This window comes from Pedobacter sp. AK017, assembly GCF_014200825.1.
In the GTDB taxonomy this organism is placed as follows: Bacteria; Bacteroidota; Bacteroidia; order Sphingobacteriales; family Sphingobacteriaceae; genus Pedobacter; species Pedobacter heparinus.
Genome location: NZ_JACHCW010000006.1, coordinates 22818 through 48020, shown reverse-complemented (window position 1 = coordinate 48020; position 25203 = coordinate 22818). Strand labels below are relative to the sequence as shown.

16 protein-coding genes are annotated in these 25203 nt (G+C 44.5%); 3 read left to right on the top strand and 13 right to left on the bottom strand.

The window, feature by feature from the left end; all coding sequences use genetic code 11:
* Positions 1-5 precede the first annotated feature (5 nt).
* Positions 6-3248: a SusC/RagA family TonB-linked outer membrane protein gene (locus tag HDC92_RS09935; RefSeq protein ID WP_183874186.1), complete on the bottom strand. Its 3243-nt coding sequence runs from the start codon at positions 3246-3248 to the stop codon at positions 6-8.
* 217 nt (positions 3249-3465) lie between these two features.
* Between HDC92_RS09935 and HDC92_RS09930 the strand changes: the two genes are divergently transcribed.
* The gene (locus tag HDC92_RS09930) at positions 3466-4242 is read left to right on the top strand and encodes a rhamnogalacturonan acetylesterase (RefSeq protein WP_183874184.1); all 777 of its coding nucleotides are present in this window, start codon (positions 3466-3468) and stop codon (positions 4240-4242) included.
* A 27-nt stretch (positions 4243-4269) separates the two neighbouring features.
* On the opposite strand, the gene HDC92_RS09925 is transcribed toward HDC92_RS09930, so the two are convergent.
* Together HDC92_RS09925 and HDC92_RS09920 are read right to left on the bottom strand one after the other, a co-directional pair.
* Positions 4270-5448, bottom strand: coding sequence for a putative glycoside hydrolase (locus HDC92_RS09925; RefSeq protein ID WP_183874182.1), 1179 nt, complete (start codon positions 5446-5448; stop codon positions 4270-4272).
* Positions 5449-5542: 94 nt separating this feature from the next.
* Positions 5543-6685: a universal stress protein gene (locus HDC92_RS09920; RefSeq protein ID WP_183874180.1), complete on the bottom strand. Its 1143-nt coding sequence runs from the start codon at positions 6683-6685 to the stop codon at positions 5543-5545.
* Positions 6686-6762: 77 nt separating this feature from the next.
* Between HDC92_RS09920 and HDC92_RS09915 the strand changes: the two genes are divergently transcribed.
* Together HDC92_RS09915 and HDC92_RS09910 are read left to right on the top strand one after the other, a co-directional pair.
* Entirely contained in the window at positions 6763-7260 is a 498-nt protein-coding gene (locus HDC92_RS09915) for a DinB family protein (RefSeq protein ID WP_012780934.1), read from the top strand.
* Between the two features lie 33 nt (positions 7261-7293).
* Positions 7294-8289: a metallophosphoesterase family protein gene (locus HDC92_RS09910; protein ID WP_183874177.1), complete on the top strand. Its 996-nt coding sequence runs from the start codon at positions 7294-7296 to the stop codon at positions 8287-8289.
* Here the strand turns inward: HDC92_RS09910 and HDC92_RS09905 are convergent.
* From HDC92_RS09905 to HDC92_RS09860, 10 genes are all read right to left on the bottom strand, one after another.
* A complete protein-coding gene (locus HDC92_RS09905; RefSeq protein ID WP_183874175.1) occupies positions 8282-9364 on the bottom strand; it encodes a PepSY-associated TM helix domain-containing protein in 1083 nt (360 codons plus the stop codon). The genes HDC92_RS09910 and HDC92_RS09905 overlap by 8 nt on opposite strands.
* Before the next feature lie 2 nt (positions 9365-9366).
* On the bottom strand, positions 9367-11718 hold the full coding sequence (locus HDC92_RS09900; protein WP_183874173.1) for a TonB-dependent receptor: 2352 nt from the start codon (positions 11716-11718) through the stop codon (positions 9367-9369).
* Positions 11719-11762: 44 nt separating this feature from the next.
* Positions 11763-13697 carry an ATP-binding protein gene (locus HDC92_RS09895; protein ID WP_255484501.1) on the bottom strand — a complete coding sequence of 645 codons (1935 nt, stop codon included), beginning with the start codon at positions 13695-13697 and terminating at the stop codon, positions 11763-11765.
* A gap of 104 nt (positions 13698-13801) precedes the next feature.
* Entirely contained in the window at positions 13802-16507 is a 2706-nt protein-coding gene (locus tag HDC92_RS09890; RefSeq protein WP_183874171.1) for a GH92 family glycosyl hydrolase, read from the bottom strand.
* 11 nt (positions 16508-16518) lie between these two features.
* Positions 16519-18492, bottom strand: coding sequence for a sialate O-acetylesterase (locus HDC92_RS09885; protein WP_183874169.1), 1974 nt, complete (start codon positions 18490-18492; stop codon positions 16519-16521).
* A 4-nt stretch (positions 18493-18496) separates the two neighbouring features.
* Complete coding sequence (locus HDC92_RS09880; protein WP_255484500.1) at positions 18497-19699, bottom strand: DUF4185 domain-containing protein; 1203 nt, start codon at positions 19697-19699, stop codon at positions 18497-18499.
* A 17-nt stretch (positions 19700-19716) separates the two neighbouring features.
* Positions 19717-20511 (bottom strand): lipocalin family protein, encoded by a 795-nt coding sequence (locus tag HDC92_RS09875; protein ID WP_183874165.1) that lies wholly within the window; start codon positions 20509-20511, stop codon positions 19717-19719.
* Positions 20512-20536: 25 nt separating this feature from the next.
* Positions 20537-21901: a sugar porter family MFS transporter gene (locus HDC92_RS09870; protein ID WP_317618090.1), complete on the bottom strand. Its 1365-nt coding sequence runs from the start codon at positions 21899-21901 to the stop codon at positions 20537-20539.
* Positions 21902-21911: 10 nt separating this feature from the next.
* A complete protein-coding gene (locus HDC92_RS09865; protein ID WP_183874163.1) occupies positions 21912-23675 on the bottom strand; it encodes a class I mannose-6-phosphate isomerase in 1764 nt (587 codons plus the stop codon).
* 39 nt (positions 23676-23714) lie between these two features.
* Positions 23715-25199: a RagB/SusD family nutrient uptake outer membrane protein gene (locus HDC92_RS09860; RefSeq protein WP_183874161.1), complete on the bottom strand. Its 1485-nt coding sequence runs from the start codon at positions 25197-25199 to the stop codon at positions 23715-23717.
* Positions 25200-25203 lie beyond the last annotated feature (4 nt).

Here is a 25203-nt window from a genome sequence, read left to right as displayed (position 1 = left end):
TGAGGTTAAAGGGAAAGGTTAATGCCAAACAGATAAGTGCGGCTGCGCGGATAAGCGGAATAATCTACCCCCGGCGTTACCGGATTGGAACTGCGGACATTCACTTCGGGGTCAAAACCGGAATAGCCGGTTATAACGGCCACATTATTTGCCGTAACATATACCCGAAGCTTGTTTATTTTTGCCCTGCTCAGCAGTTTAACCGGAAAAGTATACCCCAGGGTAATGTTATTGAGTCGTAGAAAAGAACCATCTTCAACTGCCCATGAGGTAGGATAAAAAGCACCTGTACCACTGATGGGCATCCAAATGTTCGCATCCTTGTTCAGTGCCGCCAGCTGATCCGGTGCTATGCCGGTTACCTGGGCCACCCCACCTGTTACAGTCACCTTTTGTACTACCACACCATTGGCATCAATCGTTTTCCAGCGGTTGTTCATAATGGCCAGCATATTGGTATTGGGTGTATAGCTGTTGGTAAACTCCACTTTGTTGGCATTGTAAATATCATTGCCAACAACAAAGTTCACAAACATGCTCATGTCAAAATTTTTGTAAGTAAACTGCTGATTAAAGCCCCCTGTAAATTTAGGTGTGGCATTGCCGATGATCTCCTTGTCATTTTCCGTAATGATGTTATCGCCATCACGGTCTTTCAGCTTCATCCAGCCCGGTTGTGCTGTACCAATTACACCAGATACATCGGCTACCCCTGCTTTAAGCGTATAAATTTGCGTAGCTGGATCATAGTTAAAATCATCTACTTTATAAAAACCATCCGATACAAAACCGTACATAGAACCTACGGGCTTACCTACTTTAACGATATAGTCGGAAGGCTGACCGGAAACAAAAGATACGGCTGGAGCAGGAAGATAACTGGAGGCGGTAGACAGCCTGTCAATATTATTCCGGTTAAAGGCAAGGTTGAAATTGGTTGTCCAGGAGAAATTCTTGTTCTGTACCGGAATGGCATTTAACTGAAATTCCAGTCCTTTATTAGAGGTTTGCCCTACATTCTGGAGTTGTGTGGTGTAACCGGAAATAGATGGTATCCGCACATTCAGTAAAAGGTCTTTCACCTTGTTTTTATAGGCATCAATATTCAGTTGCAGGCGGTTATCCCAAAGGGCGATGTCCAAACCTATATTCTGTGTTACTGTAGTTTCCCATTTCAGGTTTTTGTTGGCCAATGAAGAAGAGGTAAAACCAGCGTTTACGATCTCATTTAAAGCATATTTGGCATTGGTGGTAAAAGTGGTCAGGTAAAGGTAATCGTCAATCCTGTTATTACCCGAAGCCCCATAGCTGGCGCGGAGTTTCAGATCAGAAATAAAGTGCACATCCTTCATAAAATCTTCTTTTGAGATGCGCCATCCTATTGACCCGGAAGGGAAATAGCCCCAGCGTTTATCTGTTGCAAATTTTGAAGAACCATCGGTACGGAAGGTCAGCTTTGCCAGGTATTTATCATTGTAGACATAATTCAGGCCACCAAAGAACGAAAGCAGGTGGCTTTCGGTGATGACATTGGCCGGGAACAGTGGCGAGCTGACGCCCAGACTAAGCTGGCCCAAAGCCTTTTCGGGTGTAATACCCATAGAAAACTGTTTCAGCTGGTCCAGCTTCACCTCGTCCCTTAAATTATAGATTTCCTGTCCGAGTAATGCACTAAAGTTATGGGCCTTCTTTTTTAAAGTATAGGTGAATACATTAGAGTTGTTGAGGCTGAAACGTTTGGTATTGTTAATGTTAACAATGGGCAGACCGCCACCGTTCTGACGGGCATTGGAAGTAAAATAATCATCAAAGGAATTGATGGTAGTATTGGTAAAATTAACTCCTGCGGTAGATCTGAAAGAAAGGCCTTTGGTTAATATATAATTAAGGTAACCATTGATGTTCAGGTTGTTTGAAGGCCGGTTCCGGTATTGGGCATCACTCAACTGAATAGGGTTCAGTACACCCAGGCCATTGCCGGTATTGGTATCATTAAAATAATCCTCGTCCTGTACGTCATCACTTAAACCGGTGGTGTTTAAAGGCTTATATTTAATGGTATGCCTGAGCAGGCTGTAGGTAGCTGTTGTTTCGCTGGTGGAAACACCAGAGCCATTGATTTTCTGATCGTTGTACCGCATGCCGAAGCCTGCCCTCAGCTTTTCACTGGCACGGTGGTCTAGCTTTAAATTGATCAGCTGCCGGTTGAACTTCGAATTCAGCATGATGCCCTGCTGCGCATTGTTGGTATAGCTCACATTAAAAGTGGTGGCCTTTCCCCCACCGGTTAGGGCAATTGTATGGGTCTGCGAAACTGCATCGCGGCCAAAGGTTTTTTCCTGCCAGTCTATTCCTGCAATGTTTTTATACTGGCCCAGATCTTCAAAATCGCCGTAAACCTGCTGAAAGGCAGTTTCATTATTGGTCAGGCCACGGCTCCTTTCATATTGTCTGAGTACAAAATCATAGGGGCTCATCACTTCCAGTTTACGCTGCAATTGTGCCAGTCCGAAAAAACCGTCATAGCTGATCCTGGTCTTAGCTTCCCGCCCCCCTTTGGTAGTCACCACAATTACTCCGTTTGCGCCCCTTGCACCATAAATAGCAGTTTCTGAAGCATCTTTTAAAACCTCAACAGATTCTATATCTGATGGTGCAATGTTCGACAGCCCATCCTCTACCTGCACCCCGTCTATGACGTATAAAGGCGCGTTACTTTGCGTAATGGAACCTCCACCCCTAACAAGGATCCTCACATCCGAGCCGGGCATACCTTCATTTGCGGTAACCTGAACTCCAGCCAACCGGCCTGCCAGCGCTTCTGCTGCCGAGTTAATGGGGATATCTTTCAGTTGCCTTGCATTTACTGAAGCCACTGCACCCGTAATGTCTTTGCGCTGCAAGGTTTTGTAACCAATGCTAACCACCTCGTTCAGCATATAGGCTTCTGGCTGCATCCTTACCGTCAGCTCCTTTTCATCTGTAACTTTTACTTCTCTGGGCTTGTAGCCCATGTATTTAAATACAAGCGTTATTTCTCCGTTTAAGGGAAGGGTTATTTTAAAAGCCCCGTTGATGTCTGTACTCACTGCCGTAGGTTTTCCTTTTATACCCACAGATACGCCAGCCAGCAGTTCATCTTCTGCCTGGCTCATAACTTTACCCGAGATTGTACGGTTCTGTTGCTGTGAAAAAGAAATGCCTGCAAAGAGCAGCAAAATAAAAAGTAGTGGTATAGATCTTTTCATAATGTTTGGTTATAGCTGGTTTAGCACGATTGACCTATCGTTTTATAACAAGATTACATTATTCTGATGAAGATATAACCGATTTGAGGTTAAAAAAGTATGCAACCGTTACCGAGAACGTTATCGATAGCGTTCTCATTGATTTTATACATTGGATTGGCTTTCGGCAAGGGCCTGAAAAGTATCTTCGTAAAGATTAAAACCCTAAATTTAAATCATGATGAAACCGACATTAAAACCCTTAATCGCCTCATTAATAATATTGTTTGTACTGGTCAGCTTTAAGAACGAGCGGAAAAAGATAACCATATATTCTATCGGCGACTCTACCATGTGCGATTTTGCCCCCAGTTACCTTTCACAATTTGGTGGCGACAATTATCCCATCAGGGGCTGGATGCAAATGATGCCCGGTTTTTTTAATGATCAAGTGCTGATCCATAATGCGGCCCGCAGCGGTAGGAGCTCTAAAAGCTTCAGGACCGAAGGTCATTGGAAACCGGTTATAGACCAGGTAAAAGCCGGTGATTATGTATTCATTATGTTTGGCGGCAACGACCAGAAACCCGATACTGCCAGACATACAGATCCGCAAACCACCTATAGGCAAAACCTGCTGAATTATGTAAATGAAACAAAGGCTAAGGGGGCATATCCCATTCTGTTTACCTCACTGGTACGCAGAAGCTTTGGTAAAGATGGCAAGCTGCGCGATACTTACGGAGATTATGTGACAGCGGTACGCAACCTTGCCAAAGAAATCAACGTCCCTTTGATAGATATGTATCAAAAATCGTGGGACCTTGTTGAAGGGTATGGTCCTGAGGAATCTAAAAAACTATTCCTGTATATTGAACCGGGAAAATTTACCAAACTGCCTGAAGGTAAAAAAGACGACAGCCATTTGTGTGTATTTGGTGCTACCGAAATGGCGCGTCTTGCCGCACAGGGGCTAAAAGAAATAAAATCGCCCCTGACCGGCTACCTGAAATAATGATCTGGCCGGCTTCAGGGCTGAACTTTACCTGGTTAAAACAAGTCCTGAAGCCGGATCCATATTTACCTCATTCTCTATTACATTTCCCTGCAATGTTTTCCATTTGCCTTTGGGGAGTTGAACTGCAGCGACATTAACTGCAGATGGATTTACCAGACAGAGTCCCCTGGTATACGGCCGGATCCAGGCACCGCTGCTGCTTTCTTCAGGCTCGGCAACGGGTTCACCAATGGCCACATCCATTTCCTTACGGTAATCAAAATAATGATAAACAGTAGTTTTTCCATATCCTGCAAGCGCAAGCAAACTTTGAGGGCCACGCGATAACAGGTAGTTGGCCAATACCCATTCTATTTGCGCTGCCGGTGCTTGCGGCACCAGCCCCTTTACCTGATTAATGGATACATAAGCCTTTACAGGTGCTACCTTTCTTAAAAAAAGGAAGGCTTTTTTCCAGGCAGCACCTGTAATGTTTTCTCCGCGATGGCAGAAACCATTTTCATCAACCCACATGTCAACAGCGTCAATTACTTTTAATATCACTTCTGCACTGGCAGTGGTGGCCTTGATATTAGCCGAGACACGAACGCCAAGGGGCCGGAGTTTAGCACTTAAATACTGCATCCAACTGATCATGTTCTGCTGAAAAACAGGATCATCCTTTTTACCGGTATACAGTTGCACCCATTCTTTCCCTTTAAAATGGCCTGCACTTTTTGGCCAGTTGCCCAGGTCAACATTGTCCATAGCAACCATTTTATAGCCACTTTTTACAGCAGGTAAAATAAACGTATTGAAATAAAACTCCTGAACTTCCGGATTGGAAACATCCAGTGGCGTTAAACCGCCATAACTATAAACGTAGCCATATGCAGGTGTAATCCTGTCTTCCTGGTACATGACCCAGTCGGGATGATGTTCCTGATACCAGGCTATGGATAGTTTTTTATCTGGGGTACGGATAGAGGGAAAATACTTACTTGCGATAACACCCGCCGGCTGTTCAGCTTTCAAAGCACCCCAGATGTAACAGACTTTTGACAGATGGGCTGTATATTGACTGGGGTCGGTAACTTTAGAATCAAATGTCTGTGCCAGGGCTATTCCTCCCGAAGGGATTTCCGGAAATGGATCTGAGCGCTTATGCTGTGCAAACAGGGTAGGTCCTGAAAGAATAAGAAAGCTGTAAAGTAAAGTTTTCATAGCTTCAAAAATATTGATATCACCTTGTCATTTTCAGGATAAGAGTAATAAAAACAGCGAGAACGTTGCCGGGAGAACGTTGCAGGCAGGAGGATTATTTATCTTCCCTGAACAGCAACAGGGGAAGGTTGGTATGATAGGCCAATTTACTGGTCAGGCTACGGTGAAACAATCCCTCAAAAAAACCATAAGCCCTGGGCACGGTAACCAACAGCTGAATTTGCTGCTCACTGGCAAATTCCATAATTCCGGCTACCAGATCTTCATGGTCAGTATAATGATATTCAGGCTCCTCATCGTCCCACAGGCGGTGCAGGGCTGCCAGTTCGGCTATGGTATCAGGATTAAAGCTGGCGGTATTTTTCGCAACATTTAAAATATACAGCTTTGCATTCAGCGCATGAATCAATGTTTTTATAGGCCGTGTGGGTATAGTTTCAATTACCTTTTTAAGGTCACAGGCAAACAGCACCCGCTGTATATCTGCAAATACAGCCTCTTTAGGTACAATAAGCAGGGGCACCCTGCATGCATCGGCTATATGAACGGCATTGCTACCTATAAATATTTTTTCAAGGTTACTTTTGCCTGTCGTACCCATAACCACAAGGCCAAGTTGTAATTGCTCGGCAAGGATATTCACCGCTGCTGCCAGCGGGCGCTCGTCACAACGTACAGTTACCGTAATGTCATCAGCAACCATCAGTTCTATTTCCTTTTTTAGCTTGTTCAGCTCCCTGATACTTTCAGTCTGAAAATCTATGGCAGGCGGCGGATTTTGCAAAGGAACATCCGTAGCCAGCGGGACTGAAACGGAGTGGTATAAAATGATACTGGAAGTTTTAAACCTTGTCGTAATTGCAGCAGCATATCTTGCAGCATTCAATGCAGCCGCAGAAAAGTCGACCAGCACCAATATGTTTTTTATGGAGTATATTTTATCAAGGTGCTTATCTATGGCCTCTCCAAGCTCCTGAAAACCCTTTTCCGGGATTGTTCGCTGTCCGGGTTGTTCCACCTTCCATTCCCCAGCCTCCGAACGCAGCAGGATGATCGGGTTATCTTCATTCGTCACAAACTCAACTTTAAAACGACGATGGTAGTCAAAAGCCGTTACTATGGCCTCCAGCTCCAGACTACCCACTTTAAACTCAACAGAAAATGTTTCCACAGTATTTCCTCCTTCAATTAACCAAAGCAGATCAACAAGCAACAGATCGATGTGATCAAATAACAATTCAGCATGAAAATGGTTTACATCTTTATAGGTTAAACAATTTATTCACTATCTTTATTATTCTAATCTATGATGATATGATACTGCAATACCTCACACAAGAATTTGAGCATGAAGTAACCAGCACGCGCAAATTATTACAGGCGGTCCCTCAAAAAGACCTAGGCTATAAACCATCAGAAATTTCCTGGACTATGGGCCAGCTTGCTCAGCATATTGCCATTATTTACTATTGGTATGTGGGTACACTCACTAAAGATGTGTACGACATGGCCGGTGACCATCTTGAGCGCGGCGATCCTAATGATATCAAAGCTACCCTTGCACTTTTTGAAAGTAATGTAGAGAAGGCCAGGGCTGCACTAAAATCGCTTACTGAAGAGAAGCTGCAGGACAACTGGACAATGAAAATAGGTGAGCAGGTGGTTCTCGGTCCTATGCCAAGGGGCATTGTATCGCGTGGATTTCTTTTTAACCACATTTACCACCATCGTGGTGAAATGATTGTTTACCTGCGTGCTACAGGAAATAAAGTACCAGGTATGTACGGTCCAACGTATGAAGAAAGTATATAAAAGCTTAAGGAATCCGAATTGTATCTTTAAGGCATGACCACCTCAAACCTCATTAAAGCAGCTTTTCTGGTCTTTAGCATTACCATAATTACGGCCTTCAAAGTACAGCAAAACAGCGGTCAACCCAAACCAGGGAAAGCCTTAAAAATTATGGTAATCAGCGACCTGAATGCCAGTTATGGCGCACTTAGCTATAGCCCCGATATCAGAACTGTAATTGACCGCATCAAAACCATTAAACCTGATATCATATTGTGTGGTGGGGATATGGTAGCCGGCCAGAAAGCTTCACTTACGGAAACCCGCATTGACAGTATGTGGACAGTTTTTGATCAAACTGTTTTAAAACCTATCAGCGATTTAAAAATCCCTTTCGGCTTTACTCTGGGGAACCATGATGCCGCCCCGGGATTTGTAAAGGACCGTACAGCCGCCAAACAATTCTGGGACAAACATATTGGAGCTACCCATCTTGATTTTGCCGACAATACGCATTATCCTTTTTATTTTAGCTACGTGAGCAACAATGTATTCTTCGTCAGCTGGGATGCCTCATCGGCAAAAATAAAACCCGAAGTACTGGAATGGATGAAGGTGCAGCTGAAAAGCAAAGCAGCTACAAACGCAGGCTTTCGCATCTTGTTGGGTCATTTACCGCTTTATGCAATTGTGGCTGATAAAAACAAGCCCGGTGAAGTAAACGAAAATGCAGACCAGAGCCTTAATTTCTTTAAAGACAACAATATTGATATGTATATCAGCGGCCATCAGCATGCCTATTTCCCGGCACATAAAAATGTGGTGATATTGTTCAATGCCGACTGTATTGGCAATGGCCCCCGTCCTATCCTAGGTCATCAGGAGCCTGCAAAAAAAGCCTATTCTATCATTGAAATACCAGTTAAAACGCCTAAAAATTTCAGCTTCAATACTTTTATGCCTGAAAACAATATGCCTATAGCATTAGGCAGCCTGCCCGATTCTGTGACTGGTTTTAATGGCTCCATCAAACGGATAGACATCAGATAAACCTGAGCTTACGTTTTTTTTTCAGCCAGATGATCAACCCGGTAACAGGCAAACTGGCCGAGGTCAGTGCTGCCAGGCAAGCAATAATTTTACCGGGCAAGCCGAATAACCTGCCGGTATGAAGGTCATAATTTGTGGCCTCTACCAGATCAGCCCCATTATACTCCTTGTATAGCTTTGCACGCAACAGCTGTCCGCTTGCCTCATCAAAGAAAAAGGTATTCTGGTTACGCGCCCATCGGTATGGGTAGATCATCCTGAGCCGAAGTTCACCTCCTTTTCTTACCGAAATACTGGTTGTAACAGCACCAGGATATTTAATCATCATGTTTTCATAAAGCCTATTGTACCTTATTGCCAGCGGTTCAATTACAGCAGGCTTAAGGGAGGGTTCCACTTTTCCACTGCTGAGTTTTGAGCCGGTAAAAAAACTGGCCACCATTTTAACTTCCTTAAAGGCAAAGAACAGGCCTGTCAGCGAAATTACGAGCAGCAGCCAGGAAGCATAAAAGCCCAATACATTATGCAGGTCATAATTTATCCGTTTAAATGAGCCTTTCCATTTAATGCTGAGCGACTGTTTTAGCAGCCTTAACTGACGGGGGAACCATAAAACAAGACCGGTGATCAGCATGAATACAAATATGACTACCGACCAGCGTTGAATAAATTTACCCGTTTCACCCATCAACAGGGTCATATGGATCTCTTTAACCGTCTCCAGCCAATCGCGTCCACCTTTGTACACCAATTCTCCGGTGTAAGGATTAAAGTAATAGATTTTATTTTTAGCCGCTATTTCTACCGTAGCATTTGCTTGTCCGTTGGTAATTCTTAAAACGGTGATCTTTTCTTTTGGTGCCAGTTTTTCAAAATTGCCAATCACTTTATCCAGTCCTATAAAGGGTTTTTGCTGCAGCGGAACATACAGTCGATCAGTCTGTGTAGCTTCCCTGATCTCTTCTTCAAAAACATACAGGCCACCGGTAATGCTAATCACAAATACAATTAGACCGGTGCCTAAGCCCAGCCACAAGTGTATTTGTCTGATTATTTTTTTGAACCTTTTATTCATCCCTAAAAAGCGTAGCCAATGGAAAGGTTAAACCTCCGGCCATTTCCCCTTACATAATTGATACCACTTCCGTAAAATTGGGATATGCTCGGATAATAGCTTTTGTTCAACAGGTTTTCTATGCCCAGATTTGCTTTTAAAGAAGGAATAAGCTGATACGAGGCAGCGATATTAAAGAGGTCAAATGCCTTTACGGGCCCTTCACCAATCAGGTATTTGCCACTGGCATTGGGTTTAAAACGGTCCCTGCTGCCTATGCGCATCCAGTTTACATCAATAAGCAGATTTTTAAGCCCGGAATACTTCACATAAGCAGTAGTTTTTGCCGGGGGAATACGGGTCGTATTTAAATAAACATCTGTGGGTCCATCAAACTTTCCATCATTGTCAACATCACCTTTTCCTTCCACTTTTGCGTAGTTACCTCCTATCGTTAACGATTCCAGCAGTTGGTAGTCGGCCTGGATCTCGTAACCATAAACCTCTTCGGGAATCCTTTGAGAAATATACTTTCCATTAACCTCCAGTAAATTTGCACCCAGTTTAGAAGTACTGTAATAATAAGCTGCACTTAAGTTAAACTTGCCAATAGTGCTGCTAAAACCACCCTCATAATTGTTTACAATAATCGGCTTGGTTTCCAGCTGGGCAAGGGTATTGCTTTCTGCTGCCCTAAGCACCCTGCCCAGTTCAAATACAGAGAACGATTGCGCATAACTGATGAAAGGGTTAAAAAACTTAAATTTAGAATACCGCGCACCTGCATTAAACACAAGCGCATTGTAGTTTAAAGCACCTCCCTTTACAGCAATGCTTCCGGCGCCATTGGCCCCAGTTGCCAGGGTATTAAAATCATCCACGTCAATATTGATGTTCTCTGCTCTTGCCCCCGCTTTTAAAGTCAGGTCGGTAAACAGGTTTGCCGATGCCTGAAAATAAGGTGCAAAGTTTACCATGTTCATTTTTGGCACCCAGCTTCTCCCATCAACCAGGTTTTGGGCGGTTTTATCATTCATCAGGTCCAGGCCATAGTTGATTTGCATCGGAACCAATGGCCTAAGCCTAAATGGCGTATTCAGGTTTACACGTGCACCCTTTTTTGTAGAGGTGATGGCAGATTGCCCGCCTTCATAAAAAGACGTTGAATTAGAATAAATGGTATAAAAGTCCTGAAAATACAGGTTCGCTGTCAGATCGGTATGCCCAAAAATTTCGCGATTGCTATACTGAAGGTTTGCATTGTGGTTAAATCGGGTTCCCTCATCTACGCCAAGCCTGTTGCCCGCCACGCCAATGGCAGGAGATTCTCCATAAACACCTGCTTTGGTAACATACCTGGAATCCTGCCTGGAACTAAAATAATTATACATCAGCTCCAGCCTTTGTTTGGCCGTAATGTCGTAGCCTATTTTTGCAAAGCCGTTATAGGATTTTGTTTCTCCAAGTCCGTATTCCGGCGAAATAACCAGTCCTTCTGCATCACGGAACACCCCTGTTTTCTCAAACATACCACTTACAACGTAATCGAACTGCTCTACTTTACCATAAAACTGCTGGGTTGCACGATAACCAATGGTACTGTCTCCCTTCAGGTTGCCTGTTAAGCCAATTTGCGAATACCCGCCAAAAGATTTTCCTGTGTTCGCCTTTTTAGTGATATAATTGATCAGTCCCCCTTCTGCACCATTGCCGTAAATAGCAGTAGCGCCTTTAATCACTTCTACCCGTTCAATAACAGATGGATCTATGCTCCGGATGTCCCTGCCTCCAGCCCTTAATGGGGTCGACTGCGGAATACCATCAATCAGTACCAGTACATTTCTGCCACGCAAGGTTTGCCCTGAATTGCCCGTCTGATTTGTTGATGCACCTAGTCCGGGTACACTATAAGAAAGGATATTGGCAAGGTTAGGACTGATAATGGATTGTGTTGCGATATCTTTTGCTGTAAGCACAGTAACCGAAGATGGCGTTTGAGCCAGGGACTCTGCCCTTCTGCTTGCAGAAACAATGACTTCATGTAAATCTGCATTCGCTTCTGTAAGTGTAAAATCAATTGTCGAAACCTGATCTGTATTTACGAGCAGCTGCTGTTCCTGGTTGTTGTAACCTGTAATAGAAACACGGATAGTTCGGTTTCCTGCGGGAACATCATTTAAAGTAAACTTTCCCCATTTGTCGGAAGTGGTTTTGAGCTTTAATCCTTTTACCTGGATATTGGCAAAAGCAATCGCATTTTTCAAAGAATCTGTAAGACTGCCATTTACCGTACCCCTACCACTTTGGGCCATGATATTTATGGGAAGGATGAACACGAGAAGGAAGAGCGCAAGGTTAACCTGAATATATTTCATGCGTTGATTTTATCTGCGCGCAAATATAGACTTATTTAGATTTATTAAAAATAAAAAAAGAAAGTAGTGCCATTCCCAGGAGTGCTGATCAGCCACAGCTTGCCATGGTTGGCTTTTATAAACTCCAGACAAAGCATTAAACCTATCCCTGTACCCTTTTCTCCGCTTGTTCCGTAGGTAATGTCCAGGTTTTGTTTTAAAAACAGGGCCTGCTGCGTTTCAGTAATTCCTTTGCCTTCATCTTTTACTGAAAATATTACCTTTTCCGGATCAGATACATCTGCATTGATCCATATTGTCTTTCCGGGATAACTGAATTTGATGGCATTGGAAAGCAGGTTCCTGATGATAAAATCAAAGTGGTCTGCATCACCACTGATCCAAAGCTCTGCTGCAACGGTATTTTCTATCCGCAAAGACTTATCTGTAACCTGTTTATTCAATGCGGCCAGATTTTTCTGGATATAGGTAAGGGGACTAAAATGGCTGGTTTTCACATTGACACCTTTAAGCTGGGCTTCTCCCCAGTTCAGCAAGGCATTCAAGATCTCAAGTGCTACATCGCCCTGTTTCCGCATGGCCGAGATCATCTGATGGAGCTCTTCCAGGCTCAGTTCCTGTTCGTCCATTACCGCAAGCAGCTGGGTAATCCCCCCCACAGGATTACGCAGGTCGTGCCCTATAATAGAAAATAACTGATCTTTGATCCTGTTGCTTTCTATAAGCCTTTTGTTCAACATACGGGTCTTATAAAAATAGAAAGCTGTAATTGCCAAAATAACAAATGCTGCAATGGCCAATCCGATACCGATGTTGCGCTGGTAGGTTTTTTCCTGGTTGCTTAACTCCAGGCTTTCAATATGCGCCCTTCTGGCCGCAAGTTCATAACTGTTTTGCAATACCAGGAGCTTATGTGCTTTGTTTATATTGGACAGGCTATCGTTTAACCGGTGGTGCATCTCTAAAGCATTTAGCGCTTCTTTATGCATAGACTGCTGGTTATACAGTTCGGTAAGGCCCTTATAAATTTCTGCCGACAATTGTTTATGGCCAATTTCCTGTGCAAGGTCCAATGCAGTTTTCAAATGCTGAATTCCTTTTTGTGCATCTTCATCTTTCACCGCTCTTGCCATTACCAGCAAAGACCTTGCTTCATCCTCCTTCAGGTTGTGAGCCCGGGCATTTTGCAAACCCATGCGGTGATAAACTAAGGCTTCTTTGGCACTGTCAAGCGTATCCAGCATATGGCCTGCACTGTGCAAAAACCGGATGTGTGTTTTAACAGCTGCCGGACTACTGCTTTTTTCAATTCCTTCCCTATAATACCGCAAAGCTTCCCGCGGAAGTCCTTTTTTCACATTCAGGCGGGCCATATTGTTCAGCAACACAAAATAATCGTCTTTAACTGGTTGGTCTTTGTTGAGTTGTTTGGCTTTTATGTAAAAAGCCATAGCTTGCTTCAATTGGTGATCAAGTTCATTTACCTCGCCAAGCCGGGTATAAACAGCTACCATACCCGGTATATCGGCCAGGGTCTTATAAAGGGCTAAAGCCTGCCCCAATTGCTTCATTCCCAATTTCGTCCGCCCCCGCCCGGCTTCCAGCATGCCCAGCTGTGCATGTGCCGCAGCCTGCCCGGATCGGTTTTTTAATTGCTTATAGATGACCAGTACCTCTTTCTGGTAACGGCTGGCAAGTTCAAGGTTCCCATACACTTCATTAATAGCCGAAAGCTGGTTGATCAACAAAGCTTCGCCCAGCCTGTAATGCAATTTCTGGGAAAGCTGCAGGCCTTCCCGGGCATAATGCAGCGCCGAATCAGGCTTGCCCTGCTGATAAAAAATACTCTTTTGAATATATTGCTGAATCTTTAAGCTGTCCTTTTTCGAAATCCTGGGTAGCTGGCGCTGGTCAGCACTGCGGCCACAGGCAGCCATGGTTATTAAGGAAAAAAGAAGGTAAAAAAGGGGATGCTTCATTTTTACAAAAAATGGATTTAATGCCAAGTTAATTTATTGAACTGCATTTACCCAAAATTGTTTTAAACATCAGAATTTTTAACTGTGTTTTATCTGTGCTGATCTCATTTAGTCCCCCATTCTTTATTGGGCTCCTGCCCAAGCCAGATTTCAAGCTTACCTCCCTTTGCAAAATCGGCATGGCTAAACCAAAAACGGTTCAGCGCTTTACCATTTAGTGTTGCTTTCTGAATATACCTGTTTTCTCTGGAATTGTTATAGGTAATGATATCAAATTCTTTTCCGGTATAATACCTGGGGTCGAGGCTGATCCTTATCCTGTCAAAAATTGGACTGGTGATTTCATAAACAGGCGCAACTGCTGCATTGCCCTGCAGATTGAACAGACCTATAGCCATCAGCGCACTCAGTGCCCCCATTTGTCCCTGGTCCTCATCATGTCCGCCATAGCCCAGATCCGGACTGGTACCTCCATAAGCCTGCTCTCTTACTCTGCGTACCCAGTATTGTGTTAACCACGGCTTACCCGCATAGTTAAACACATGCGCATTGGAAAGACCAGGCTGGTTGGCATAACTTACATAACCATCGTTATAGGCAAAAACAAAATCCTGGGGGGCTGCTTTTTCAAAAGCGTAATTCAGCTTATTACACAAACTGTCATTGCCACCCATTAGTTTTGCCAGGCCGGGAATGTCATGTGATACACCCCAGGTAGCCTGCCAGGCATTTGCCTCTATAAAACCGGCGCCACTTAAAGGATCATTACTTGTAAAATGCCCAAGGCTATCCTTAGGAAACAAGAGGTTCTGTGCAGGGTTAAAACAGTTTTTCCAGCTTTCAGAACGTTTTAAGAAATAATTGTAATCGGTTTTGCGGCCCAGCTTCTTCGCCATCTGCGCAACTGCCCAGTCCTGAAATGCAGCCTCAATGGTAATTCCCGCATTGTTTTTCCACCAGCCGTTCTTAATGTAAAATTCAACATCAGTATTGCTGCCCAGCATTCCGCCTGGCATCTGGTTGCGTTTTAAAACATCAAAAGCATGCCTGGCATCCACTTTTGTCAGTAATCCTTTCTGATAGGTTCCTGCCACCAGGTTGGCCGTCGGGTTACTGGTCATGATGTATGAATAACCCCCACCGGAAGGCCCTCGGGGCAGCAAACCTCCATTATCCGCATACTGGATCATAGAGGCCGACAGTTCATCCTGTACTTCAGGCCAACCCAGCCCCCATAAAACATTCAGGTTCCATTGGCTTAGCCAGAAAGCATCCGAATTGTACATATGGTATTTTACCTTGCCTTCTTTAGTTTTAGGCAAGGTTTTTACTTTAAAAATGGCATCGGTAAAATTGCCTTCCCGTTTACCGGTAGTGCGGTCGGGATAATCACCGGATACATCATCAAGCTTTTGGCGGCCCAGCAAAACATGCCATAAATCTGTATAGAACTTGATTTTCTGATCCTGGGCGCCACCTTCCACCTCAATTTTACCCAGCCATTCGTTCCATACCTTTCTCGAATCCTGCCGCACTGCATCAAAATCCCAGCCCGGGCATTCTGTATCCATATTTTTCCGGGCATTGGCTATATTGGTATAGGATAGGGCAACCTTCATTTTAATTTCATCGCCCGCCTTTACGTTATATTTTGCACTCACACCTGCCTCATCACCCTGCAAGGCAGCTACATCCTTCAGCAGCTCTTTCCCCTTCCAGCCATCCAGTGCATCCACATCACGGTCAAACTGTACCACAAAAAAAACTTTGATATCCTTTGGGCCGCCCCAATACCTTTTTACAGAACTGAAAGAACCCCGAAACTCCCGGTTATTGATCTTTTTCAGTTCGGCATTGGCCATAGTACTGTTGCCCATATAACCCCCCAGGTTTACCAAAACCTGGGCCTGCATATCCTGCGTATATTTAAACCGGTAAAAAGAAACCCTTTCTGTACTGGTCAGCTCCACCCAGGTTTTGGGTGTACGCAGGTATACCCGCTGATATCCGGGCTGGACAATCTCGTCATCATGGCTGAATTCCGATTTCCAGGTCTGTTCCCCGCCCCGTGGATCAACTGCTTCTGATGCCGGCATCACTCCAATACCTGAGATCATCCAGGTATGGATCTGCCCGAAACCCAGGATCTCGTTTTCGTTATAATTGTAACCCCCGCCATTCTGGTTTTTATTGCGGGTATGCGGGGCAGCACCTACCATTCCAAACGGCCTGGATCCGGTTATGAAATAAAAATACCGCCCCCTGTTCGTTTCTATATAAGGATCAACCCAGCTTACATAATCGCTTTGCGCGGTTCTGGCCGTAAACACTTCTATTTCAGAAAAACCCAGGTCTTTGCCCTTGCCATCGGTTACGACAAATTTTACCCAGGATACGGCTCTGGGACTAAACTGTACCAACCTGGCGGTTCCGTTATTGGGGATCTGATTTACCCATACTACTGTGCCATCGCTAAACTCCAGCCGGCCGCTTGCAATGTGTTCACTCAATGAAGGCCGGTCGTACAGCACTATCCTGTCAATGGTATAATTTTTATCCCAGTCCAGCCTGACCCATGGGAAACGCACATACCCCCAATCTGTTGTTACACCTTCACAAGCCCATTCACCTTTATTTTCAATGCCGGTAAGGCCATCCTTAACATGATTTGCGCTGAAGCTGGCATTCAGCACTGAGGAAGCAGAAATGCCGGCCAGCGGAGCAATATTATCTGTACCTGCCACAGCAGTAAAACTAATTAAAAATAAGACTGCAGGGTAAATGGCCCGTTGTAGGAATTTTCTTAACATAATGTGCGTACTTAAAAGACCCAGGGATCTTCAGAGAATAATTTATGAGCTGTTTTGGCGGGCAGCTGGTCTGTCCGGAAAGGAGCTGCGGGCAATCCGCTGCTGTTGTACAGGTTAAGTTCGCCGGGATTGTCAGACCAGGCATAGCGCACTGAAACAGGTTTTTTAATCCCATCCCAATACACGATCACGCTATTGTTCCGGATAAAGGCTTTTGCCCAGTGAAACTTGTTGCTACTATCTGCGATGGCAAAACCTTCGATATATTCATGTTTACTATAAAGCTGATCTGTCCCCTTCGCATAATGGACGACAATAGAATCCCCCTTGATTTCCATACCCGCATAGGTTGGGCCTTTACTGATAATATTTTTATGATAGGCGGTATACAAAGCTTCAAGTGCCAGCCGCCGGCCTACATCCATTTTATTTTTGGGGTGGATATCACCCGCCTCACCAATGTCGATAAGCACGGCCATACCGGTATTGGGCAAGGCCAAAGCTTTTGCCTGGGCTTCACGCAGTTCTGCCCAGTCGCTTTCTCCCGGCTCAGGCTTTTCCGCCATATAATTGGCCAGTTGGGCAAATAGAAAAGGTACATCACCCTGTTTAAATTGTTTCCGCCAGTCCCTGATCATAGCCGGAAACAGCTGCCGGTATTCAACTGCACGGCCAGCATTGGATTCGCCCTGATACCAGATAAAACCCTTAATGGCCATTTGTGTAACCGGGGCAATGTTACCATTATACAACACTGCAGGTGTAGAAAAAGGGCTTACATTTACCACATGAGGTTTCGGAAAGGTAGCAGCATCTATTTTCAGGTCTTGCTGGTAACTCCATTTACCCAGCAAAATGGGATTGCCCCAGATGGCACCTGAATACATTCCACCTTTACCGCCAATGTCAAAGACCCTTATTACAATCACATTATCCGTTGGTTTTAGCATATGGGCAGGCACCTGGTAATTGCGCCAGTTCTGGTTACCAAAACCTTCGCCAACTTTTACACCATTGATCCAGACCATATCATAATCATCTATCTGGTTCAGCTGGAGCAGGAAATGTTCAGCTTTAAAATCTTTAGGCAGATCGAATGATTTACGGAACCAAACCGCCCCATCAAAACCCGGCAGCTCCTGGTCTTCCCACCAGGAGGGGACTTCTATGGTTTTCCATGTTGAAATGTCAGTTTCGGGCAGGTACCATTTTTCTTCCATCCCCTTTCCTTTCCAATAATAATTTTGCTCCCATTCGGGCTTCATCTTTTCAAATGCCGTAGTAATTTCTTTAAAACTTTTGGCCGGTGCCAGGTAAGCATCGGCATAAGGCTTAAATTGCGGGAAGGGAGAAAGTGCAGCAGCACTCATCCAGGTTTCTATACTGGTAGCCCCCAGGTTAATGCTCAGCAGTCCAATCGGCACATGAAGTGAATCGGCCAGCGCAAGGCCAAAGAAATAGGCAGTGGCCGAGAAATTACGGATACTTGCTGCTGAGGCACTTGTCCAGTTGCCACCTGCAAGATCCTTTTTAGGCACATAATCCATATCTATGCTTGCAGTAAACAAACGCAGGTTAGGGTTATTGGCTGCAACTGTATCTTTTGGTGTGTAGCCGATCTGGTTTAAGGTGTATTGCATGTTCGACTGTCCGCCACAAATCCATACATCGCCAAATAGTACATTTTTTAAAGTAAGGCTTTTTGATTTCCCTCTAATGAGTATTTCATAAGGTCCTCCTGCGGTTTGTGCGGGCAATTTAATGTTCCAGCTCCCGTCTTTACCGGTAATGGCAGTATAGTTGAGCGCCTTAAAGCGCAGTGTAATTTTTTCTCCTGCAGCCGCGAAACCCCATATAGGTACTGGCTTATCGCGCTGCAATACCATATTGCTTTGAAAGAGCTGTGCAAGTTTTAACCCTGCATGGGCAGTTGCAGCCATACTACCCATCAATATCAGCAGAAAAACTTTCCTGAACGCAGCCATCTTTTTAAGGTTTAAATTTAACGTTGATGAATCTTGGGCGGTAAAGGTTAGGGTACAGCAGGATGTCCTTATCAAAATCAAAGGAATTGACATTATAGCTGATCAGCAGTTCACCGGGTCTGGATAAGCTGGGATGTGCCTTCGCATTATAGGAGAATATTTTGGGTGCAAGCAGATCGGCCTTACTATCGTATAAATTGATGATGGGGCCAAAAGGACCAGCCGGACTGCTACCCAGGCGCATGCCGATCACTGAACTGATCCCATCTACCTGGAAAACCAGGGCATAGCGCCCATCAGGGATTTCGCTTACACTCAGCTCGTTCGACACCCTGTCGGTAACCCCTTTCGAGGCCTGGATATCCGGGTTCCACTGTTTTCCGTCCCAAAAACGCCATTTCTTAAAATCCTCAAAATCTTTTGGCAGCACTCTGGAAACGATCAGGCTTTTACCTGGTCCCTTAACCCCGTATACATATACATAACCATCGGGGTTTTTAGCGCCAGCTTTTGCAGTATTTACAAATATACCGCTGCCATAAGCAGTTGGCTCTCCACCGTCTTTAGCCGCAACAAATAAAGGAACATCCAATTGCCGCTGGTCTTTATAAGGTGGTTTACTGCCTTTAGGCAATACAATAAGGGTAGTACCCACATGCTCAAAACCAAAAGGGGTCTTTCCCTTAATATCCCTGATCCGATACCCAAAAATATAGGTCTGTCCCTTTAGTTCCTGATTTACAAAACCATCGCCCAGCCAGTAATAATCACCCGCTTTGGTACGTGCTGTTTTAGGGATAAAAAGCGATTCCGGTTTGCCGTCTGCTTTTTTATCGATATGAAATTTAATACTTCCCTTAGGTACGGTGCCCTTTCCAAAAGTGGCCACAGAATTATGAGTCATCACAAAACCGGGTTTCAGTTGGCCTGCTTTAATTTCGCCCACCATAGTATCGCTAAACAATAGCGTAATTTCACCGCCTACGGCTTTATCGTTCCCGTTTGCCGGAATGGCAAAAATTCCATCTCCCCCAAACCAGCCCAGCTGTCGCTTAAAAATGTTGCTCCATTCGGGCGCCTCTTCTACACTGAACTTAACCTGTGTAAGCTCGTCCTGCTTTTGCTGTGCTTTGCCCGCAATACCCGCACAAAACACAAGCATTGCTATAAGTCCCAGTCTGCTATTTTTTAAAATGCTATGCTTCATCACCAATAAATTTAACATTAACGACCACTGGATTCATAGGTAAAAACAAAAAGTTCATGGTCGGTTTCACCAAATGCTGTAAGGTCATATGTGATGCTCATCACCAGTTTTTCTTTGGTTAAAGAAATTACCTTGTATTTATCATTTGTTATTTGTGCCGGATTAAACAACGCATGATAAGTAATGGTCAGTTCTTTCTCATCATCAGATAAGCTCCAACCGTCATAGACATTAAATCCATCAAAAGTACAGGCAGATGTACCATAATTTACAGACATCGTTCTATCGCGGTTAAAAAGAAAAGCATCGTCTTTTTCACAATCCGTGATATTTTCTATAGGGGGATTTTTCTGCCACATCTTGGATTTCAGGTTCCATTTGTAAGTGTACAAAAGCTGGGCGGCCGAAACAGTGGTATTCAATGTAAAGTCTTTCTCTGAGGCCAGTCCTTTGCTGTCTTCGACCCTGAAGTTAAAACCAACCAGCTTATCTACTTCTTCGGGCTGCAGTGTATATTTAAAGATGTATGTTAACGTACTGCCAGTACCGGCAACTTTCAATACACCAGCAGTTCCAAAGGTATTATCGGGTTTCAGGTTTACCCCCTTGGTAATCAAAAGGGCCGATAAGCCATTGGGTGACGTTACATTAACAGTTACCTCAAGCTCCTGACCTGATTTTCCTAAAAATTTCTCGGAAGACAGGGTAATTTTAGGTTGGTTTGGGTCTGGTTCAGCATCCTTTTTACAGGAATTAAAAACAACAGTTGCAAATAGTGCAAGGGCAGTAATCAAATAATAAGCTCTTTTCATCTTCAATTTTTTTTATTGTTTATAATTAAACAGTACCGGTTTTGTGCCATGATTTTTCAATTTCTTCCAGACTTTTCCCTTTGGTTTCCGGAACAAGCTTCCATACAAACAGAAAAGCGACGATAGAAGTACCCATAAAGATCCAGAAAGTATAAGCGCTGCCGATAGATTTTAACAACATGGGGAAAAACTGGGATACGAAATAAACGGAGGCCCAGAGAAAGAAAAGACAGATGGACATGGCCCGGCCACGCACCCGGTTTGGAAAGATCTCGGCTATAACCACAAAGGTTAAAGGCCCTAATGACAAGGCAAAACAGGCAATATAGGCCAGGATAGCTACCAATACCAGGTATCCTTTAACGGCATCCATATGAAATGCCATGCCGATAATGGCCAGACAAATGGCCATGCCTGCTGAGCCGGCCATGAGCAGGCCTTTACGACCGGCGCGGTCTACATATTTAATAGCCACTATGGTAAACAACAGGTTGACCACCCCAACCAGTATAGTCTGCAATAAGGCTGAACCAGATCCATCGCCGGTAGATTTAAAAATTTCGGGTGCATAATACATGATGGCGTTGATGCCGGTAACCTGTGATACGATAGAAAGGATAATACCGATGATCAGTGCGGTTCTTAATCCCGGTTTAAAGAGTTCGGCGAAGGTACCCGTTTCGGTATGGATAGCCGCTTCAATTTCAGCTAATTCTGTTTTAGCTTTTGCTGCTCCATTAATTTTAGTCAGGATCTCTTCTGCTTCTTTAGCTCTACCCGCCTGTATCAGCCACCTCGGACTTTCAGGCACAAACATAAGCAGGATAAAGAAAACCAATGACGGTATGATGCCCGAGCCAAACATCCAGCGCCAGCCGGTATGGATGTTCCAGGCTTCATCATACAAGCCGGCAATGCCCGCATTTACAAAATAAATGAGCAGGATACCCGTTACAATGCCAAACTGGTTAATGGAAACCAGGCGGCCACGGATAGCTGCCGGTGCACATTCTGTGATGTACATGGGCGAGATCATAGATGCAATGCCGATACCCAGTCCGCCTAAAATTCTGAATACCACAAACCAACTGAGTTCATGCGGCATCGCAGTACCTACAGATGATACTGCAAAAAGGATGGCGGAAAGGATGAGGATCTTTTTACGGCCAAAGCGGTCGCTCAGGTACCCCGCAAACATCGCCCCCGTAATGCAACCTACCAGGGCACAGGAGGCGATCCAGCCCATCATAGCCGGCGAAAGGTCGAACCGCTGCTGGATAAAACCAATGGCTCCGGCCACAACTGCCGTATCGTAACCAAACAATAAGCCACCTACTGCCGCAACAATCGTGATCTTATATACATAACTCATATTTCCTTGTTTTTCCACCTGGATGTGTTTAAAGTTTGTAATTCATTAAATTTTCTGTCCGCACATAAGCCTTGATGGTTGCACAAGGTTTACCGGCAACATATGGTCTGATGGTATAAGCGCCTACCGCGGCCGGCACAATAAAGGTTTCAGCATAATGTACGATATATGGTTCAAAAGCTGCAGTCGGACTTTCTACAAACGCAGCATCACCCTCAATCAGGTTCAGTACGTTCACAATCCCATTGGTATTGTGCGGCACCGTTCCTGTAAACCAATGGCGTCTGGTTTCTATAAATAAACCTTCGTGCAGACCCGTCCTTTCTTCCTTCCAGCCCTCAGCTGCTGCAATAGGCACAACCTGATTGATCAGATGATCTTTAACCCAATCGGTTGTCCTGTCCCATTGAATGACATTCCTGCCATGCTCCAAAGAAATCGGCCTTGGCTTGCCATCCAGTCCCATACGCCCCCAGTCCCAAAGCTTAAAAGTAAAATTAAATGGCGTGGCACTGATTTCCAGTACCACACTATCAGCACCCGAGCAATGTACGGTACCTGCCGGAATAAGGATATGATCATGTTTTTTAACCGGCCATTTCTCTACAAAACGCTCTGCATCGAAAGGTTGATCACCTTCCTGGGCCTGCTGCAACCCTTCGAGCATTTTTTCTGGTTCGATCCCTTCTTTTAAACCCAAATAAACAAAGGCATGATCCCGGGCTTCCATAAAGTAATAACTCTCGTCCTGCGTATAGGCTATTCCGAAGTGTTCTTTTGCATAGGCCTTTAATGGGTGTACCTGTAAACTCAGATTGCCCCCATCCATCGTATCCAGGAAATCGAAACGTATGGGGAATTCGTCACCAAAAGCATCGAAAACTTTTTCGCCCAGCAAAGCTTCCGGATGTATAAACACCAGATTGATGGCCGGCATTTCAAACACCTGGTCTTCGAAACGGAACAACAAACTGTTTTCTTCCGGCACACAATCGAAGCCCCAGGCATAATTAGATTTGGTCCTGTCCAGATCGCAAACCTCTTTAAGCCACTGGCCGCCCCATGGTCCGGGATCAAAAAACGGGACTACCCTGAACGGCTGAGTTACAGCCGTATCCAATGCCTGCTTTGCTGCAGCACTGCTGATCATTTTTGGCTGGTTAGGAATAGTAGTATCCAGAAAATAATCAATAGAAGACCAGCTTTCTTTTTTATGCCTGTCTAATGCCTTCCAGTCTACAAAAAAAGCACGCTTATATTGATAAGAAAACTTATCATTTTGATTTTCAATACCCAGGTTACTAACTGTATTTGCTCTGAACCTTTGCTGAATTTCCCATCTTGGCATATCAGCATAGATCAACAGATCCGCATCCGGCGCGATTAAAGAAGCTCCCGGACCCATGACTACAACAAGACCATTTGTTACAGCAGAAAGTTCGTTTTGCAGATCCTGCACTTTTTGCGGATCTAAAAAGTCTTTGACGGTAAATGCACTCACATAGCCAAAAACAGGATCATCAGTTACAAAAGGCTGTACCATTGTATTGATTTGTTCTGCTGAAAGAAAAGTCTTTGCAACAGGCAGTAACTTAACCGGAGCCAACGCCGCTTGTAATTGTTTTTCTATTTCAGTGATGTATACCCCCTGATAGGTATCTATAGCAATGATACGCTTATTTTTTTGTTCCACATGGCTGGTGATAAACGCGTTTATAGCTGTCCATCCCGAAATGCAGGCATGCCCCTTAATAGTTAACGCTGGAAATTTTTCAAAGTTTGATGTTTTCAAAACCGGTATTTATAATTTATTGTTTAACAGATCCATTACCTAGAAATCTAAGTTCTGGGTAAGATTTTCATTGATGTCCCGCTCCTGCTGAGGAATCGGGAACAGGTAATTTTTTGCTTTTGGGGTTACACCTGGCTTGGCCAGGGGTACCAAAGTTTCAAGTGTTCCGGTACGTGCCAGATCAAACCAGCGCTGCCCTTCGGCCACAAACTCCATCCTTCTTTCTTTTAAGACCGCTGTCCGGAAGGCCTCTTTGCTTAAATTACCATAATCGGGTACCGTATTCAGGTACACCGTACCATTAAAGCGCGCTCTTTTGCGCACCATATTAATGTACTGTGCCGCCGTTCCCGGATCATTCTGTTCACTCGATGCCTCGGCATAGATCAGCAATACATCGGCATAACGGATGACCGGAAAATCATTGGCCGAACCATTTGCTTTAGGTTCTGCAACCCTGTCCCAATACTTCTGGATATAAGGCCTGATCTGGCTGGTGGTACTATTTTTATTGTGGATCTCGGTTACAAACGTAACCGACCTGCGGCGGTCGTCGATGTCATAAGTGCTGTATAAATTCAACGTTGGGATTTGCCAGCCCTGGGCATTTTCTACCCCTTCTTCACTCAATGCTGCAGGCAACAAACGCACATTGAACTGTCCCACTTCCCAAAAGGAAATTGCACCACCGCCATCACCAAACCCCACAGAAAATATAGCCTCTTTGCCGTTGCGGCTCGACAGCTTAAATACATCAGCATAATCATCCCAAAGCTGATATTGTTTGGAATTGATCACTTCCAAAGCTTTTGCTGCAGCCTTATCATACACCTTCCTGGTCAGATAAACCTTAGCAAGAATGGCTTTTGCTGCGCCCGAAGTTGCACGGCCTTTTCCATTGCCAGCAGGATAACTCAGTGGTAAAGCTTCAGCAGCACTAAGGTCGGCAATCACCTGATCATACACCGTCGCTGCAGCGGTTCTCGAAGGTTTCAGCGTTTCCACTTCTTTGGTTAACAGCGGCACATCCCCAAATAAACGCACCAGGTTAAAGTACATCAGGCCCCTTAAAAATTTAGCCTCATTAACCAGTCTGGTCCTTAATGTAGGGTTCATATTGATCAGCGGGATCCTTTCAATGGCAATATTGGCCACCGTAATGGTTTTATAATTCATCTGCCAGATCTCGAGCAGCGTTTTGTTTTGCGGGCCATTGGTAAAGGAAGACAACTGGTCCAGATCGGGCGTACCCAACTGGTTGTTCAGCATCTCATCCGATGCCAGGCCGGCAGTAACCCAGAAAGAGCTATGGTAAACACCTGCAGTTGAACCCGTACTGGTAGAATTTAAATAGGCATACACCGCATTTACTGCGGCAATGGCATCGGCTTCTGTTTTATAGAAATTGCCTACAGAAACCTGGCTTTTAAGGTCTTCCTCTAAAAACTTTTTACAGGATGGCAACATCAGCACAGTTAAAAGAAGCAGGGCTGCTGTTCTGGTATATTTTAAATAACAATTCATCTTT